The organism is Amycolatopsis sp. cg13 (genome assembly GCF_041346965.1).
Classification (GTDB): Bacteria; Actinomycetota; Actinomycetes; order Mycobacteriales; family Pseudonocardiaceae; genus Amycolatopsis.
On sequence record NZ_CP166848.1, the window covers coordinates 2,229,244 to 2,244,589 of the forward strand.

General features: G+C 69.3%; 16 protein-coding genes. 4 read left to right on the forward strand and 12 right to left on the reverse strand.

Going from position 1 to position 15,346, the window contains the following annotated elements; all coding sequences use genetic code 11:
* The first annotated feature begins 13 nt into the window (after window positions 1–13).
* From AB5I40_RS09960 to AB5I40_RS09970, 3 genes are read left to right on the forward strand one after another with little or no spacing between them, the layout of a single operon-like run.
* Window positions 14–913 carry a LysR family transcriptional regulator gene (locus AB5I40_RS09960; protein WP_370938163.1) on the forward strand — a complete coding sequence of 300 codons (900 nt, stop codon included), beginning with the start codon at window positions 14–16 and terminating at the stop codon, window positions 911–913.
* 25 nt (window positions 914–938) lie between these two features.
* Window positions 939–1,655 (forward strand): hypothetical protein, encoded by a 717-nt coding sequence (locus AB5I40_RS09965; RefSeq protein WP_370938164.1) that lies wholly within the window; start codon window positions 939–941, stop codon window positions 1,653–1,655.
* On the forward strand, window positions 1,652–2,422 hold the full coding sequence (locus AB5I40_RS09970) for a methyltransferase domain-containing protein (RefSeq protein ID WP_370938165.1): 771 nt from the start codon (window positions 1,652–1,654) through the stop codon (window positions 2,420–2,422). The genes AB5I40_RS09965 and AB5I40_RS09970 overlap by 4 nt, the downstream gene beginning before the upstream one ends.
* On the opposite strand, the gene AB5I40_RS09975 is transcribed toward AB5I40_RS09970, so the two are convergent.
* From AB5I40_RS09975 to AB5I40_RS10025, 11 genes are all read right to left on the reverse strand, one after another.
* The gene (locus tag AB5I40_RS09975) at window positions 2,406–3,071 is read right to left on the reverse strand and encodes a DNA alkylation repair protein (protein WP_370938166.1); all 666 of its coding nucleotides are present in this window, start codon (window positions 3,069–3,071) and stop codon (window positions 2,406–2,408) included. The two genes, AB5I40_RS09970 and AB5I40_RS09975, sit on opposite strands and share 17 nt — an antisense overlap.
* Window positions 3,072–3,160: 89 nt before the next feature.
* Entirely contained in the window at window positions 3,161–3,796 is a 636-nt protein-coding gene (locus tag AB5I40_RS09980) for a flavin reductase family protein (protein WP_370938167.1), read from the reverse strand.
* Window positions 3,797–3,802: 6 nt separating this feature from the next.
* Window positions 3,803–5,425: an amidohydrolase gene (locus tag AB5I40_RS09985; protein WP_370938168.1), complete on the reverse strand. Its 1,623-nt coding sequence runs from the start codon at window positions 5,423–5,425 to the stop codon at window positions 3,803–3,805.
* A complete protein-coding gene (locus AB5I40_RS09990; RefSeq protein ID WP_370938169.1) occupies window positions 5,422–6,447 on the reverse strand; it encodes an ABC transporter ATP-binding protein in 1,026 nt (341 codons plus the stop codon). Before AB5I40_RS09990 ends, AB5I40_RS09985 begins: the two co-directional genes overlap by 4 nt.
* A complete protein-coding gene (locus AB5I40_RS09995; RefSeq protein ID WP_370938170.1) occupies window positions 6,444–7,262 on the reverse strand; it encodes an ABC transporter permease in 819 nt (272 codons plus the stop codon). Before AB5I40_RS09995 ends, AB5I40_RS09990 begins: the two co-directional genes overlap by 4 nt.
* Window positions 7,255–8,136, reverse strand: coding sequence for an ABC transporter permease (locus AB5I40_RS10000; RefSeq protein ID WP_370940488.1), 882 nt, complete (start codon window positions 8,134–8,136; stop codon window positions 7,255–7,257). The genes AB5I40_RS09995 and AB5I40_RS10000 overlap by 8 nt, the downstream gene beginning before the upstream one ends.
* Window positions 8,133–9,173: an extracellular solute-binding protein gene (locus AB5I40_RS10005; protein ID WP_370938171.1), complete on the reverse strand. Its 1,041-nt coding sequence runs from the start codon at window positions 9,171–9,173 to the stop codon at window positions 8,133–8,135. Before AB5I40_RS10005 ends, AB5I40_RS10000 begins: the two co-directional genes overlap by 4 nt.
* A gap of 11 nt (window positions 9,174–9,184) precedes the next feature.
* A complete protein-coding gene (locus tag AB5I40_RS10010; protein WP_370938172.1) occupies window positions 9,185–10,462 on the reverse strand; it encodes an aspartate aminotransferase family protein in 1,278 nt (425 codons plus the stop codon).
* Between the two features lie 24 nt (window positions 10,463–10,486).
* A complete protein-coding gene (locus AB5I40_RS10015; protein ID WP_370938173.1) occupies window positions 10,487–11,926 on the reverse strand; it encodes an aldehyde dehydrogenase family protein in 1,440 nt (479 codons plus the stop codon).
* Between the two features lie 191 nt (window positions 11,927–12,117).
* Window positions 12,118–12,660: a TetR/AcrR family transcriptional regulator gene (locus AB5I40_RS10020; RefSeq protein ID WP_370938174.1), complete on the reverse strand. Its 543-nt coding sequence runs from the start codon at window positions 12,658–12,660 to the stop codon at window positions 12,118–12,120.
* Window positions 12,661–12,817: 157 nt separating this feature from the next.
* Window positions 12,818–13,099, reverse strand: coding sequence for an alkylmercury lyase (locus AB5I40_RS10025; protein ID WP_370938175.1), 282 nt, complete (start codon window positions 13,097–13,099; stop codon window positions 12,818–12,820).
* Between the two features lie 181 nt (window positions 13,100–13,280).
* Between AB5I40_RS10025 and AB5I40_RS10030 the strand changes: the two genes are divergently transcribed.
* Window positions 13,281–14,417 carry an FAD-dependent oxidoreductase gene (locus AB5I40_RS10030; protein WP_370938176.1) on the forward strand — a complete coding sequence of 379 codons (1,137 nt, stop codon included), beginning with the start codon at window positions 13,281–13,283 and terminating at the stop codon, window positions 14,415–14,417.
* Here the strand turns inward: AB5I40_RS10030 and AB5I40_RS10035 are convergent.
* Window positions 14,404–15,342, reverse strand: coding sequence for a GNAT family N-acetyltransferase (locus tag AB5I40_RS10035; protein ID WP_370938177.1), 939 nt, complete (start codon window positions 15,340–15,342; stop codon window positions 14,404–14,406). The two genes, AB5I40_RS10030 and AB5I40_RS10035, sit on opposite strands and share 14 nt — an antisense overlap.
* Between the last annotated feature and the right edge of the window lie 4 nt (window positions 15,343–15,346).

Here is a 15,346-nt window from a genome sequence, read left to right on the forward strand (position 1 = left end):
TTAAGCTGAGGCTATGGCTCAAGTGCCCGTCGAAACGACCGACCTCGTGGTGCTCGACGCCGCCGCCCGACTCGGCAGCTTCTCCGCCGCAGCCGCTGAGCTGCAGCTTTCCGCCCCGTCGGTGAGCAATCGGCTCGCCGCGGTGGAGCGCAGGCTCGGTGTCCAGCTGTTCGAGCGCGGCGCGCGGGGCAGCGTGCTGACCACAGCCGGTGCGCAGCTCGCCGAGTACGCGCGACGCTGTCTGCGGCTGCTGGACGAAGCCGTCGCCGAGGTCGGCGCCGAACGGTCGCAACGGCTCGTGCTGGCCGCGCCGGCCAGTCTCGGTTCGTCGGTGTTCCCGCCGGTGCTGGCGGTGCTGGCGGGCCGTCCGATCGCGGTGCACTGCCGGGTCGCGCACAGCGACGAGGTTCTGCAACGGCTGCGAGACGGCAGCGCGCACGCCGGATTCCTGCTGTCGCGTCCGCCCGGGGACGACCTCCGTTCAGTCCGGATCGGACGGTCCGGCATCGTCGCGGTCTGCCGTCCCGGCCATCCGCTGGCGACGCGTTCCCGGCTGCGGTTCGGCGATCTGGCCGACAGTCCCGTGCTCGTCTACCGCTGGGGCGTCGGCGCGGAATCGCTCGCTGCGGCGTTCGAACATCCGGAGCGGCCGGCGGACCGGCCGGTGCACACGATCGGTTTGCCGGGGACCGCGTTGCAGCTCGCCGAGGACGACGATTACGTCGCGGTGGTCCCGCATTTCGCCGCGGCGCGGGCGATGGAGCGGGGCACGGTGCGGCGGTTGCCGCTCCCCCTCGGCGAGTGGAAGGTCGAGGTTCGATTCGCGCATCCGGCCGCGTCCGCGAGCCGTCCTGGGGTTGCCGAATTGTTGGATGATGTCGGCGGTCTCCGGAAAGCGCTGGCGCTGGACTGAAGCGTTTTCTGGTTGACTCGAGGACATGACTGTCGGAGCTCTCGGTCCGTCGCCTGCGGAACTGGCCGGATACGTGCAGGTGGCGCGCGATCACCGCGAGCACGAGCGCTACCACTCGGTGCTCAAGATCGAGGAGGCGGCGGCCTGGCGGCGCGATTCCAACGCGTTGAAACTGCTGGCCGCCCGGTGGTCCGACAGTCCCGCTCCCGACCGGCTCGATCCCGCGCACGGCGCCGTCGGCTGTGTCGATCTCAACGACCCGGCGGTGGTCGCGACGACCGGAATTCTCTTCATGGAAGGCGAATCCGAGCCCGCTGAGCTGATCGCCCTGCGTGCCCGGTTCGAGCAGGCCGCGGCGCGGTACCAGCGGCTGTCCGGTTGGCTGGGCGAGCACATGGCGGCGGAATGGCCGCGGCTGCGCACCCTGCTGACCCCGGCGCTGGCGGAAGCCGCCCGCCCTCGCTTCCGGGCGCTCACCCGCACGACGGAAGCGGCCAACGCCTACAGCCTCGTCGCCCGGCTGCTCGACTCCGCCGTCTACACGCTCAACGCCCAGGACCTCACTCCCGAGGGCGTGCGCCGCGCTCCCGCCGCCGCGGCGAGCATGGTGCTGACCGCGTCGTGGTTCCTCGATTCCGCGGCTTCCTCCCTCGCCGAGGCCGGTGCGCATCTCGGCTTGTCCGATCCGGATTGGACCAGCTTCATCGCACTCGCCGAGACCTCTGGTTCACTCGAAACATGACTTTCGGCGTTCCCCGACCGGACAAAATCGACTACTACGCCCAAGTCGCCGAAGCCGGGCGCGATTACAAACGGCAAGTCCTGGCCGCGCTCGACCTGCGGCCCGGCCTGACCGTGCTGGACGTCGGCTGCGGTCCCGGCACCGATCTGCCCGCCATGGCCGAGGCGGTGGGTTCGTCGGGGGCGGTCCTCGGCGTGGACACGGAACCGGCGATGGTCGAGGAGGCCGGGCGACGGGTCTCCGGGACGCCGCGGATCTCGATCCGGCTGGGCGACGCGCACGCGCTGCCGCTGGCCGAGTCGAGCGTCGACCGGGTCCGGGCGGACCGGATGGTGCAGCACGTCGCCGATCCCGCCGCGGTTTTCGCGGAGCTGCACCGGGTTCTGCGCCCCGGCGGGCTGGCGTGTGTGGCCGAGCCGGATTGGGACAGCCTGGTGGTCGATCCCGGGGAGCTCGCGACGAACCGGGCGTTCAACCGGTTTGTGTGCTCGACGATGGTCCGGAACGCGACTGTCGGCCGTTCCTTACCGCGGCTGGCTTCGGGAGCGGGTTTGGCGGTGCTCGACGTTTCGGTCGCGACGCCGGTGTTCCGCGATTTCGAGGCGGCGGACAAGATTCTCGGGCTGAGCCGGAACACCGAACGCGCGGTGCGAGCGGGTCAGCTGGACCGGGCGGCCGGGGAGCAGTGGCTGGCAGCGCTGGCCTCGGGACCGTTTTTGGCTGCCAGCATGGTTTTCATCGGGGTTTTCGCTAAGCCTGCCGCTTGACCATCTCTGCGATCCACACCGGCGCGTACGGCGAGGTGCAGTTCGGCGGCGTCGGGTAGTCCTTGAGCACGCCCAGCCGCTCCCCGATGCCGATCGCACGGGCGCGCAGGCCCGGGTTCTCGATGCCGATCTGCGCGAGACAGTGGTTCATCGCCCACTGCAACCGCTCCGGAGCGGCCTTCATCTCGGCTTCGATGACGTCCAGCAGCCCGGAAAGGTCGAGCCCGCCGGGTTTCTTGGCGACGCGGTCGACGGTCAGCGCCCAGCCCGCGCTCGCGACCACCGGGTCGGGGTCTTCGAGCCAGGCGACGCGGAGTTCCTCGGCGTAGCGGCTCTTCTTGACGATGTTCGTTATAAGCCAGTCCTGGACCTTCGGTTTGACGGCCTCGCGCAGCATGGCGTCGAGGTCGTCGCGGTCGAACTGCTTCGGCCGGGCGACGAGGAGGGCCAGCAGGCGCGCGTTGGTGTCGCCGGTCCGCCACAGTTCACGAGCGAGGTCCGGCTGGGCTTTGAGCTCTTTCGCGAGGGCACGGAGCTTGCCGAGGTTGACGCTGTGGTCGTCGCCGTGGCTCTCGTTAACAGCGCGAATTCTAGGATCGTCGAGCTCCTCAAGCCGAGCGAGGACCCCGGGAAGAGTTGCGTCAGCCACGAAAACCTCCCTGCTCAGGTACGAGACCAAGACTACGACCCGAGCCAGCTCGTCCGACTTTGCGGTCCATGAGGGGAACCCTGACGGATTCAGAGTCCCTCAGGGTTCCCCTCACGGACCTGGCCGGCCAGCAGCTCCTCCGGAGCGGGGATCGGCACCCGCACCCAGTTGTCCACCCGGGTGAACGTCGCGCCGCCCATGCGGCCCACCGGCTGGTACGCGTCCTGGTCCAGCCGCCCGTCCGCGCGCAGCAGCCGGTCGTCCACCGCGACTCCGACCACCTCGCCGAACACCAGGTGCGAGCCCCGGAACTCCTCGATTTTCACCAGCGTGCACTCCAGGCTCGGGCCCGTCCCGGCGGGATGCGGGACGGCGATCCGCACCCCGGCAGTCCACGACAAGCCGACCTGTTCCGCCTCGTCCACCGAAGAGTCCACTGTGGACGCAGTGCGCGCGACGAGTTCCTCTTGGCCGCTCAGCGCGATCGTGATCGCGAACTCGCCCAGGGCCTCGATATTGGTCAGAGTGTCTTTAGGCGATTCCGAAATCGAGAAGACGACCGTCGGCGGGTCCATCGTCAGCGGGGCGAAGTAGCTGAACGGCGCGAGGTTCCGCACGCCCGCGCTGTCCACCGTGCTCACCCACGCGATCGGGCGCGGGACGACGGCGTTCTTCACCATCCACACGAAAGCGCCGCGATCGGCGTCGGTATTGCTGCTGTACACGAACCCTCACCCTGCCACTACACGTCCTCCGAGCACGGTCAATTCCGACCGTACGCTCAGCAGCTCCGGGCCCGCAGCGGTGACCGGATCGTGGGCGAAAACCGCGAGGTCGGCGAGGGAGCCGACACTGAGCGTGCCCTTGGCACCCTCCGCGTGTTCGAGCCAGGCTGGGCCGGTGGTCCACAGCCGCAGCGCTTCCTCCCTGGTCAGCGGGTCGGTCACGAGAGAGTACGCGTTCGGCCCGGGCGAGCCGGTGAACGTCGCGACGCCGCGGCGCCAGTCCGGGACGGTCACGGGTGCGTCCGAGCTGTCGGCGACCACCACGCCGTGGTCCAGCAGGGCCCGCGCGGGGAAAGCGTCGGCCCACCGGGACTCGCCCAGTACACGGACCATGGACGGTCCGCTGTAGGTCCGCATCAGGGAGCTGGTGATCACCCCGATGCCGGACCGTGCCAGGCGGGAGAGCACCGCAGTGGACAAGAAGGTGCCGTGAATCAGGGCGTGTCGCGCGTCTGGCCACGGGTCAGCCGCCTGAGCCGCCTCGATCGCGTCGACTACCGCGTCCGCGGCCCGGTCTCCGGTCACGTGGACCTGCACGCGCACCCGCCGCGTGTGGGCGACCAGGATCAGTTCGTGCAGCTCCCGCACGCGCGCGTCGTCGTCGGGGCCGAAGGTCACCAGGCTGCCGTGTCCGCCGGACGGGTACGCCGAGTGCATCCACGCGGTGCAGTGCGTCGGCACCCCGTCGGCGAATAGTTTGATCCCGCCGATCCGCAGGAGGTCGTCGCCGACGGAGAAATCCGTCTCGTCCAGCAGTTGCGCCAGTGAGGAGGCGGACGTCGTCGGCGACGGCCAGTTCCAGTGCAGCAGCGCGGTGATCCGCATCCGCAGGCGACCGGCGGCGTGCAGGTCCCGGTAGTCCTGCCACAGCTCAGGCGGGACGATGGGGTCGGTCACGCTGGTCATCCCGAGGGCGTTCAACCGCTCCATGCTGCGGACGATCGCGTCCAGCCGGACGGAACGGCTCGGCTGCGGCACCAGCGAAGCGACCAATTCCTGCGCGCTCTCCACGAGCACCCCGGTCGGCTCCCCGGAGGACTCCCGCACGATCTCCCCGGCTTCCGGATCCGGCGTCGCCGCGGTGATTCCTGCCCGCTGAAGCGCCGCGCTGTTCGCCCACACTTCGTGTGACGACGCGTGGTGCAGCACCGTCGGTTGCTCGCCAGTCACGCCGTCGAGCCAGGCGCGGGTCGGCACCGCGCGGCCGTCCGCGAATTCGGCGATCGTCGTTTCCCGCCAGCCTCGGCCGACGATCCACTCCCCCGGCGGCGCGTCAGCCAACGCACGAGCCACTGAGTCCAAAGTAGCGGCAGCGGAAAGGTCCACACTGAACTCCGGACCGGCGGCGGCATGAAAAGCCAGGTGCAGATGGGCGTCGTTCAGTCCGGGAAGGACAGTCCGGCCCGCCAGCTCGATCACCCGCGCGTCCGGCGACGCCGCGGCGGAAACCGTCTTGTCATCGCCGACCGCGGCGATCCGGCCGTCCGACACTAGCACCGCGGAAGCGGTCCCGACCACCGGATCGAAAGTCCGGACCACTCCGCCGCGCAGCAGCAAATCCTCAGTCATACCGCCGCCAATTCCGGAAGGCCGCCGCTCGGCACTACGGCCTGATGCTCCGGATGCCACGCCACGATCACCTCGTCGCCAGGCCGGTGCTCGTGCGCGACCCCGGCCGACAACACCGCACAACCACGCGCACCGTCGGAATACCGCAACCAGATCCGCGTGTGATCGCCGACGTACACGATGTCAGTCACCTGCGCGCTCGCCCGCTGGTGTCCACTCGGGACTGGATCCGCGGAAGCATGGAGCGTCAACCGTTCCGGCCGCACGATCGTCACCTCCCCCGGCGTGAGCGACAACGCATTGGACTCACCGATGAACTGCGCGACGAACAACGTTTCCGGCCGCTCGTACAGTTCCTCTGGCGTGCCGACCTGTTCGATCCGGCCGTCGTTGAACACCGCGATCCGGTCCGACAGGGTGAGCGCCTCCTGCTGATCATGCGTCACGAAGAGGAACGTCATCCCCAATTCCCGATGCATCCGCGCGATTTCCCGCTGCAACTGATCGCGCAGCTTCTTGTCCAGCGCCCCCAGCGGCTCGTCCATCAGCAACGCACGCGGTTCGTACACCACCGCTCGCGCGAGAGCGACGCGCTGCTGCTGGCCGCCGGAAAGCTGGCGCGGCAACCGATCCCGCACCGCCGTCAGGCCGACCAGTTCCAGCACCTCGTCCACCCGCCGCGAGATCTCGGCCTTCGGCACCTTGCGCTGAGTCAGTCCAAAAGCGACATTGCGGGCCACCGACATGTGCGGGAACAGCGCGTACTGCTGGAAAACCACGCCCAGATTCCGCCGGTGCGGTTTGAGCCGCGAGATCTCCTGACCGTCCACAGTGATCGATCCGGACGTCAGCGGCGTGAACCCGGCGATCATCGACAGCATGGTCGTCTTGCCCGATCCGGACGGCCCGAGGAAGGTCATGAACTCGCCGTCGGCGATGTGCAGCGAGACGTCGTCCACGGCGGGCCGGTCGACGCCGGGGTAGGCCTTCGTCACGTGGGCGGTCGCGATTCCGTCAGTCATGATTGCTCTTTTCGGCGCAGAAAGGCGGGGACGAACAGCAGAATGGTGGTGAACACGACGATCAGGCTCGACGCGGCGGCGATCGTCGGGTCGATTTCCAGCACGATCGATTCGTACATCTTCACCGGCAGCGTCTTGATCGCGGGCGTCTGCAGGAACAACGCGACCACGACCTCGTCAAAGGACGTAGCGAAGGCGAACACGAACCCGGACAGCACGCCGGGCGCGATGATCGGGAGCACGACCTTGCGCAGGGTCGTGAACCGAGGCGCGCCGAGGCTGGCCGCGGCTTTCTCCATGATCGGGTCGTAACCCGCGAGGCTGGTCTGCACCGACGTGAGCACGAACGGCAGCCCCAGCACGGCGTGCGCCAGCACGAAACCGAGCATCGTGCCGTTCAGCTGCCAGCGCAGGAAAACCCCGTAGATCGCGACCGCGACGACGATGCCGGGCAGGATCATCGGAGCCATCAGCAATTGCCGGACGACTCCCCTGCCCCGGCGCATCCGGTCGAGCGCCAGCGCCGCCGCCACGCCGAGCACGGTCGCCAGCGCCGCCGCGAGCACCCCGACCTGGACCGAGTTCGCCAGTGCGGCCAGCCATTGCTTGCTGGTGAAGAACTCCGCGTACCAGTGCCACGACCAGTCCTTCGGCGGGAACTCGAACGTCGAGCCCGCGCCGAAGCTCATCGGGATCACCACGAGCGTCGGCGCGACGAGCACGAACGCGACGAGGACGACCCACAAGCGCAGGCCCCAGCCGAGGCTGCGCTGCCGCACCGCGGCGGCCTTGCTGATGGACGGATTGTCAGCCACGGTCGGCACCTCCAGCCGCACTGGTGCCCAGCGGCGCGGCCACGCGGCTGAGCACGGCGAGCACCACGAGCGTGACGACCAGCAGGATCGTCCCGAGCGCGCCGGCGCCCGCGAAGTCCAGCAGGTCGTTGACCTGGGTGCCGATCACCTGGGCGACCAGCGCCTGCTGCGGCGTGCCGAGCAGCGCCGGGGTGATGTAGAAGCCCAGCGACATGATGAACACCACCGACACCCCGGCCAGCACGCCCGGCATCGACAGCGGCACGTACACCCGCAGGAACGCCACCGGACGCCGTGCGCCGAGGCTGCCCGCCGCGTGCAGCAAGCTCCGGTCGATGCTGAGCATCGAACTTTGCAGCGGCAGCACCATGAACGGCAGCATCACCTGCACCATCGCGACCGTCACGCCGGCCACCGAACCCAGCAGCACGACCCCGTCGATGCCGATCGCCGACAGCGCTTTCTCGATGACGCCGCCGCGCTGTTCGAGCACGTACCAGGCGAAGTTGCGCGCCATCAGGCTGGTCCAGAACGGCATCAGGACCAGCAGGGTCAGGACCGTCCGGGCGCGACGGCCGACGAGCGTCATCGCGTAGGCGTAGGGATAGGCGATGACGAGCGTAGCCGCGGTGATGATCAGCGCGGTCCGCAACGTCCGCAGCATCACCCGGATTTGCACCTCGTCGCCGAGCACCGCCAGGTAATTGCCGACCCCGAACGACGGTTCGCTGAAGCTGCGCCACAAAATCACGGCGAGCGGGTAGAAGAAGAACACCAGCACCACTGCCGCCGCGGGGAGCAGCAGCCACGAAGTCCGCCGCTTCTCGGGCCCGGCCTGCCCCGTAGCCGGGGGCCGGGTCGCCACGGCGGTCATCCGGTCGTCCAATCCGACCACGCCTTCACCAGCGCGGGCCGGTTCGCCGCCCAATAACGCACGTTGCTGAGCACTCGCAAGTCCTCCTTGCCCTCGCCCCAGATGTCGAGCTGGCGGCCGATCTCCGAACGGGCGGCGGGGGCGGCCGTGTTGGCCGGTCCCACGCCCGCCCGCGCGGCGAAGTCCGCCGCTTGCGCCGGTTGCGAGGCGAAGCGGATGAGCTTCTTCGCCTCCTCGGCGCGTGCCGTCCCCTTCGGCACCACGAGCACGTCCCAGGTCACCGGCACCGGGATGCCCGGCACCACCTTCCAGTTCGTCGCACCGGCCTTGAGCAGCGAAAACGCCCGTGCGCTGACGATCAGCGCCATGTCCGCCTGCCCGCCGGCCATGCGTTGCTGCTGGTCGCCGTACGTGCTGGTGATGGACAGCTGCGGCCGGATCCGGTCGTACATCCGCAGCGCGCGGCGCATGTCGAGCGGGTACAGCTTGTCGCGCGGCACGCCGTCGGCCAGCAGCGCGGCCTCGATCGTGCCGACGCTCGGGTCGCCGCCGTAGATGATGCGGCGGCCGGGGAACTGTTTCGGGTCGAAGAAATCCGCGAGTTTCGCCGGCGGGTTCTTGCCGTAGACCTTCGAGTCGTACATCAGCATCATGCCGAAGAAAGCGTCCGGCACCCCGCAATCGGTGAGCGAGCCCTCCGGGAATCCGGCGGCCTGCGCTCCCATGTCGACGGGTTCGAGCAGGCTCCCGCACACGGCGGCGGCAGCGGACGCGTCGGTGTCGACGACGTCCCAGGTCACCTTCCCCGCCTCGACCATCGCCTTGAGCTTGGCGTTGCTCGACGGGCCGTCGATGGTGACCGTGGTCCCGGTCTGCTGCTCGTACGGGTCGAGCCACGCTGCGCGCTGGCCCGCCTGGTACGCGCCCTGGCCGTACGAGGCGAACACGAGCGAGTTCGGGCCGCCCTCGGAAATCGCGCAGCCGGCAGTGGTGAGCAGAAGCGCGGCGGACAGCAGCGTCGGTATCCGGCGTCTCATGGCTCCTCCGTTCAGCTCGCCGCGGCCGCGACGTGCTTGCACAGCACGTCGGCCAAAGTGTCGATCTGGTCCTCGGTGATCACCAGCGGCGGGGACAGCACGATGCTGGTCCCGGACGCGCGGACCACCACGCCGTCCGCGCGGCAGCCCGCCTGCACCGGCGCGGTGGGCTGGTCGGCGAACTCGATGCCGAGCATCAGGCCGACGCCGCGGACCTCGCGCACGTGGGGCAGCTCGGCGAGCGGATCGAGCCGCGCGCGCAACCGGGCGCCGAGGACAGTGGCGCGTTCGAGCAGGTTCTCCTTCTCGATGATGTCCAGGTTGGCCAGCGCGACCGCGGCGCCGACCGGGTGGCCGTTGTAGGTGAAACCGTGCAGGAATGTCGCGCCCTCGGCGAGTTCGAGCACCCTCCGTCCAATGAGGACCGCACCCATCGGAATGTACCCGCTGGTGAGCCCCTTCGCGGTGACGATCATGTCCGGTTCGACGCCGAAGTGCTCGCTGCCGAACCAATGCCCGGTCCGGCCGAACGCGGTCACGATCTCGTCCATGATCAGGAGAATCCCGTGTCGCCGCAGCACTTCCTGCACCCGCGGCCAGTAGCCTTCCGGCGGCGGCACCATTCCGCCGACGCCGAGCACCGGCTCTCCGATGAACGCGGCGATCCGATGCGGACCGATCTCCTCGATGCGCTTTTCCAGCTCTGCCACCAGAAGATCTGTCGCATGTGGACCGTGTTCGAGGCCGTGCGGTTTGCCGAGCCATTCGACGTCCGGCAGCAGCGGGCCGTACCCGGCGCGCAGGCCCTCGATCCCGGTCGCGGCCAGCGAAGCGCAGCCCATGCCGTGGTAACCGCCGTGCCGCGCCAGCACCACCGTGCGTTCGGGCGAACCGGCGTGGTGGAAGGCGAGGCGGGCGAGTTTGATCGCGGTTTCGTTGCCCTCCGAACCGCCGTTGGTGAGGAAAACGCGTTCCAGACCGGCCGGGGCGAGCGACAGCAGGCGTTCGGCGAGGCGGATCGACGGGGCGTTGGAGTAGTCGCCGAAGGACGAGTAGAACTCCAGCTTGCGGATCTGCTCGGCGGCGACGTCGGCGAGTTCGGCGCGGCCGTGGCCGACCGGGCACTGCCACAGGCCGCAGGTGCCGTCGAGGTACTGGTTGCCGTCGGTGTCCCAGAGCAGCGCGCCTTCGCCGCGGTCGAGGACGAGCGGTTCGGCCGGGGCGCCGATGACGGTGTGCGGATGGATGAGGGTGCGCTGGTCGGCGGCGGCGAGGTCAGCGGTGGTCAATGCGGATTCCTTTCGGGGAGCGGTTCAGAACCGCAGAGCGACGGCTTTGGTCTCGGTGTAGGCCTCGATGCCTTCGGCCCCGCCTTCGCGTTCCTGGCCGGAGTTTTTCTGGCCGCCGAACGGAAGTTCCGGACGCACGGGTGCCGGGTCGTTGACGCCGAGCACGCCGAAATCGAGCCGGTCGAGGGTGCGCCAGATGCGGCGCAGATCGGTGCCGAACACGTACGCGGCGAGGCCGTAATCGGTGGCGTTGGCCAGTTCGACGGCTTCGTCGTCGGTGCGGAAGGTGGCCACCGCGAGCACCGGGCCGAAAGTTTCCTCGTGACTGATGAGCATGTCCGGGGTGACGTCGACCAGCACGGTCGGCTCGAAGAAATGGCCTGGCAGCGCGGAATCCGTCCACCGGTTGCCGCCGACGAGCACGCGCGCGCCCTTGCCGACGGCGTCCGCGACCTGGTTCTCCACCTTCGTCAGCCCGGCTTCGTCGATCAGCGGCCCGATGTTGGTGCCTTCGGCGTCGCCACGGCCGACCTTCAGCGCGGCGGTTTTCTTTTCGATCAAGGAAAGCAGGTCGTCGCGGGCGCTTTCGTGGACGTACAGCCGGTTCACCGCCGTGCAGCTCTGCCCGGCGTTGAAGAACTTTCCGCTGACGACGCCCGCCGCGGCGGCTTCGAGATCGGCGTCGTCGAAGACGATCGCCGGTGAATGCCCGCCCATTTCGAGCGACGTGCGGCGGAGGACGTCGCCGGTCTGGCGCAGCAAGCCCAGCCCGACTTCGGTGGAGCCGGTGAAGCTGACCTTGCGCAGGCGGCGGTCGGCCAGCAGTTCCCCGACGAGTTCGGCGGGGCGAGTGGTGGTCAGCGATTGCAGCACGCCGCCGGGCAATCCGGTGTCCTGCACGATTTCCAGCAGCGCGGTCGCGATCAGCGGGGTCTGCTCGGCCGGTTTCGCGATGACCGGGCAGCCCGCCGCGAGCGCGAGCCCGACCTTGCGGATCAGCATGCTGGCCGGGAAGTTCCACGGCGTGATCGCGAGCACCGGGCCGACCGGCGCGCGCAGCACGAGCCCCGGACCGGCCGCGTTCGCCGGGGTGACCCGCCCGTACGCGCGGCGGCCCTCCTCGGCGGCCCACTCCAGCATCCGGGCCGCCCCGGCAAGTTCACCGTTCGCTTCGGCCAGCGGCTTTCCGTTCTCGCGGCTGAGCAACGCGGCGAGTTCGCCTTGCCGCGCCCGGATTCCGGCGGCCGCGGCGCGGAGGTGGCCGCTGCGGGTCTCCGGGTCGGTGTCCGCCCAGCCCCGGGCGGCCCGCGCGGCGGCGGCCAGTGCGTCCCGCGCCTGCTCGGGCCCCGCGTCGGCGGCCTGGCCGAGAACGGCGAGGCTCGCGGGGTCGACGACGTCGAACGTCGCCGGGGCGGACTGCCAGCGGCCGTCGATCAGCAAGGTCGCGGCGGCGGTGTCGGGCATCGGTACGCCTTTCGGGTCGGCGGGTTCGGGATGCGCCGAGTCTGACCCCTCGGTGTTGATTAAGTCAACACCTGGGCGGCGGCGAAATTCTGGAAAGGACGGTGGAGAATTGTTGCGGCGCAACGGTATTCGGAAACACTTCTGCCCCGGCGACGTCGTGCGCGGCCGGGGTGCGTTGTGATCGGGCTGGACTAGCGCGCGGCGGCGAGCAGGCCGCGCAGGGCTTCGAGCGCCGGGCCCGGATCGACGTCCGGGTCCGCCACCTGGTGCAGGAACATTCCGTCGAGGGCGTAGAAGACGAGCTGGGCCAGCCCGCCGCCGGCCGACAGTTCCTTGCCGACCGCGGCGAGATAGCCGTCGTAGAGCCGCCGGACGATCGGCCGCAATTCGGGCCGTCGCGCCGATTCCACGACCAGCTGATACTGGAACACTTGCAGATCCGCGCTGTCCCGGAACCGCTGGCGCACCTCGGGACCGTCCGCGTAGACGCCGGTGCGGGCGCCGATCAGGCCGTTCTCCGCGCTTTCCTCCAGCACGAGGTCCAAAGAGGACTGAAGGAGGTCGTCGATCGAAGAGAAGTGGTGCTGGACCGCGCCGGTGGTGCAGCCCGCCGCCCGGGCGACCGCCCGGTAAGTGAGCCCGCGCAGCCCCTCCGAAGCGACCACGCCGACCGCCGCCCGGCGCAGGGCGAGCTTCATCCCGGTCGCCTCGTCCGCGGTTCCGGACCGGCTCATCCGCACCTCCTCGGCTTCGCTCGGCCCGATGCTACATTACAGATGTAATGTTGCCTAGTACGGCTTGTCCCAGGCGGCAATTCGGTTGCCGCTGACGGAATACGGCGGATTACAGTCGGTTGATCACCGCACTGTCCTCAGCGGACTCTGCGGGAAGTCAGCCCCGGCCCGCCAATGCGGCAAGCACCCGCTCCCGAGTCGGCACGTCGAGCCGGCAAGCGTCCCCCGCGACCGACCCGGGCGTCCCCATCACGTCGACCCCGTCGACCAGGATCGTCGGCGAGCGGTACCGGCCGACGCGTTCGACGATCGTCGTGTCGAGGCCGCTCTCGGCGAGGCAGCCGGTCACGAGCGACCGGGCCGCGTCGGCGTTCGGGCAGTCCGGGGCGGTCAGCAGTTCCACCCGGATCCCGCGGATCTCCGGACCGGTCGCGCACATGACACCCAGCCTAGGCGGAAATCGGCCCTTGACAATCCGCTTCCGGAAAAAGCTATGGTGGCGCAGGACGTCGAAAGCCACAGCCCGGTAGGTAGTCCGGGCGGCGCGCAGCGCTCGTACTCGCACCCCTCCGGTGCGTCCGGCACGTCCCCTTGCTCCGTGTCCAGAAGGGGAATTCGCTGTGCCTGGAAAACTTCGCGTCCTGATCATCGGCGCCGGCGTCGGCGGGCTCGCGCTCGCCCAGGGATTGCACCGCGCCGGGGTTGCCGTCACAGTCTGCGAACGTGATATCTCACCAGTAGGCCGGTTGCAGGGATATCGCCTGCGGATCGACTCGAACGGCCTCGACGCGCTCGACCGACTGCTCCCTGCGCGGCTCAGCCAGGCGGTGTGGGATACCAGTTCGACGCCGTCGCGTACCAACTTCCTCAACGGGACGCAGCCAGCGGAGCCGGTCGAGCGGAATGCCTCGATCAACCGCCTCACGCTGCGCGAGATCCTCCTGCACGGCCTCGATGACGTCGTCGAGTTCGGCCGCGAGTGCACCGGCTGCCACGTAGACGACACCGTCACCGCGACTTTCGCCGACGGCTCCACCGCGTCCGCTGATATCTTAGTCGCCGCGGATGGCGTGAACTCAGTGCTCCGACGGCAATACCTGCCGCACGCGCGCGTGGTCGACACCGGCATCCGCATCATGTACGGCCGCTTCCCGCTCACCCGCGAGACCGCCGAACTGATCCCCGACGAGTGGTTCGGGATCTACCGCGGACTCGCCGGCCCGGACCACCAGCACGTCGGAATCGCCCCGGTCCACGCCCGTCGTCGGACATGGCTGCCGGGCCTCACCGACACCAGCGACTACGTGATGTGCCTGCTCGCCGCCCGCACCGAACTGCTGCCGTATTCCGACGACGAACTTCGCGCCGCGACCGGTCTTGAGTTGCGAAACATGACGGTTTCCTTGGCCCGCAAGTGGAATCCGAAAGCGAGCGAACTGTTGTCCCTCGCCGACCCCGAGACACTGTTCCCCATCTTCATGCGCACCAGCGTGCCGATCGAACCCTGGCCGACCACCCGGGTGACCCTGCTCGGCGACGCGATCCACGCAATGAGCCCAGCGGTCGGCGTCGGCGCGAACACCGCACTGCGCGACGCAGCTCTGCTCGCCACGAAGCTCACCGAGGCCGGGACCGATCCCCTCCCAGCACTACGGGAGTACGAAACGGCAATGATCGACTATGGCTTCGACGCGGTCCGGACGTCGGCGAAATTCGGGGAAATGCGGATGGGCCAACCCCCGCTCACGCAGGCTTGAGCAGCGGAACGTCCCGCGAAATCTCCTTGAACCCCACGCTGTAATACAACCCCCGCGCCGACGGATGTCCAGGCGCGCCAAGGCAAGCGACCGTCGCGTGAGTAGCCCCGGCCGCTCGCGCGCGGTCCATGCCGTGCAGCAGCATCGCGCGGCCCAGCCCGAGCCGCCGGTAGTCCGGGTGGGTGCCGACCGGCTCGAATTCGGCGGTCTTGTTCGCCTCGTCGAGCCACATGATCGTGGACGCCGCCATCGTCCCGTCCGGTGCTTCGACCAGGAAGTGCAGGTCGCCGCGGTACGCCGGGGTCTCGCGGACGCCCTCGTAGCTTTCCAGCGTGTACGCGGTCACGCCCCAGGCGTCCACATGAGCCTGAACGGCCGCCTCCGGTCCGGCCTCGGCTGCGGTGCGGAAGCGGAATCCGTCCGGCAGCACCGGCGTTTCGAGCACCTCGAGGTCGCGTTCGTTCAGCTGCGTCCACGATCCGGTGTCGCCGAGGCTGTCCGGATCGGGACCGTAGCCGTGCGCTGCCCAGCGTTCCAGGCCGAACTCGTCGGCCGCCCCGGGGAGCACGGTGCGTTCGAGGCCGTCCGCGGTGGCGTCGAACCAGTCGATCACGTCGTCGACCAGCGCGGCGTGATCCGGATGGACCTGGTATGCCAGGTAAGCACCGGTGACGTCTTTGACTGAGCCGTCGTTGAGCCGGACGCTCCGGGGCAGCTGCGCCCAGCCCCACGCGACGAGGTCGTCGCCGGCGAACCACAGCCGCCGGACCCAGCTCGCGCCCTGCGCGGCGTGCCCTTTGCCCCAGTTCCACGCCAGTTCGCCGTAGGCCGCGTCGCTGTTGACGAGGTCCTGGCGGACGGCGGTGACCCGCTGCGCGAGCTCCTGCATGAGAAGCACATCCGCGGCGGTCAGCAGATCAGTCATTCCC

What these genes read in the sequence shown, in the direction of transcription:
- AB5I40_RS09960 (WP_370938163.1), top strand. Translation starts at nt 14, where the DNA reads ATGGCTCAAGTGCCCGTCGAAACGACCGACCTCGTGGTGCTCGACGCC.
- AB5I40_RS09965 (WP_370938164.1), top strand. Translation starts at nt 939, where the DNA reads ATGACTGTCGGAGCTCTCGGTCCGTCGCCTGCGGAACTGGCCGGATAC.
- AB5I40_RS10020 (WP_370938174.1), bottom strand. Translation starts at nt 12,660, where the DNA reads ATGAGCCGGTCCGGAACCGCGGACGAGGCGACCGGGATGAAGCTCGCC.
- AB5I40_RS10005 (WP_370938171.1), bottom strand. Translation starts at nt 9,173, where the DNA reads ATGAGACGCCGGATACCGACGCTGCTGTCCGCCGCGCTTCTGCTCACC.
- AB5I40_RS09990 (WP_370938169.1), bottom strand. Translation starts at nt 6,447, where the DNA reads ATGACTGACGGAATCGCGACCGCCCACGTGACGAAGGCCTACCCCGGC.
- AB5I40_RS10025 (WP_370938175.1), bottom strand. Translation starts at nt 13,099, where the DNA reads ATGTGCGCGACCGGTCCGGAGATCCGCGGGATCCGGGTGGAACTGCTG.
- AB5I40_RS09985 (WP_370938168.1), bottom strand. Translation starts at nt 5,425, where the DNA reads ATGACTGAGGATTTGCTGCTGCGCGGCGGAGTGGTCCGGACTTTCGAT.
- AB5I40_RS10015 (WP_370938173.1), bottom strand. Translation starts at nt 11,926, where the DNA reads ATGCCCGACACCGCCGCCGCGACCTTGCTGATCGACGGCCGCTGGCAG.
- AB5I40_RS10000 (WP_370940488.1), bottom strand. Translation starts at nt 8,136, where the DNA reads ATGACCGCCGTGGCGACCCGGCCCCCGGCTACGGGGCAGGCCGGGCCC.
- AB5I40_RS10035 (WP_370938177.1), bottom strand. Translation starts at nt 15,342, where the DNA reads ATGACTGATCTGCTGACCGCCGCGGATGTGCTTCTCATGCAGGAGCTC.
- AB5I40_RS09970 (WP_370938165.1), top strand. Translation starts at nt 1,652, where the DNA reads ATGACTTTCGGCGTTCCCCGACCGGACAAAATCGACTACTACGCCCAA.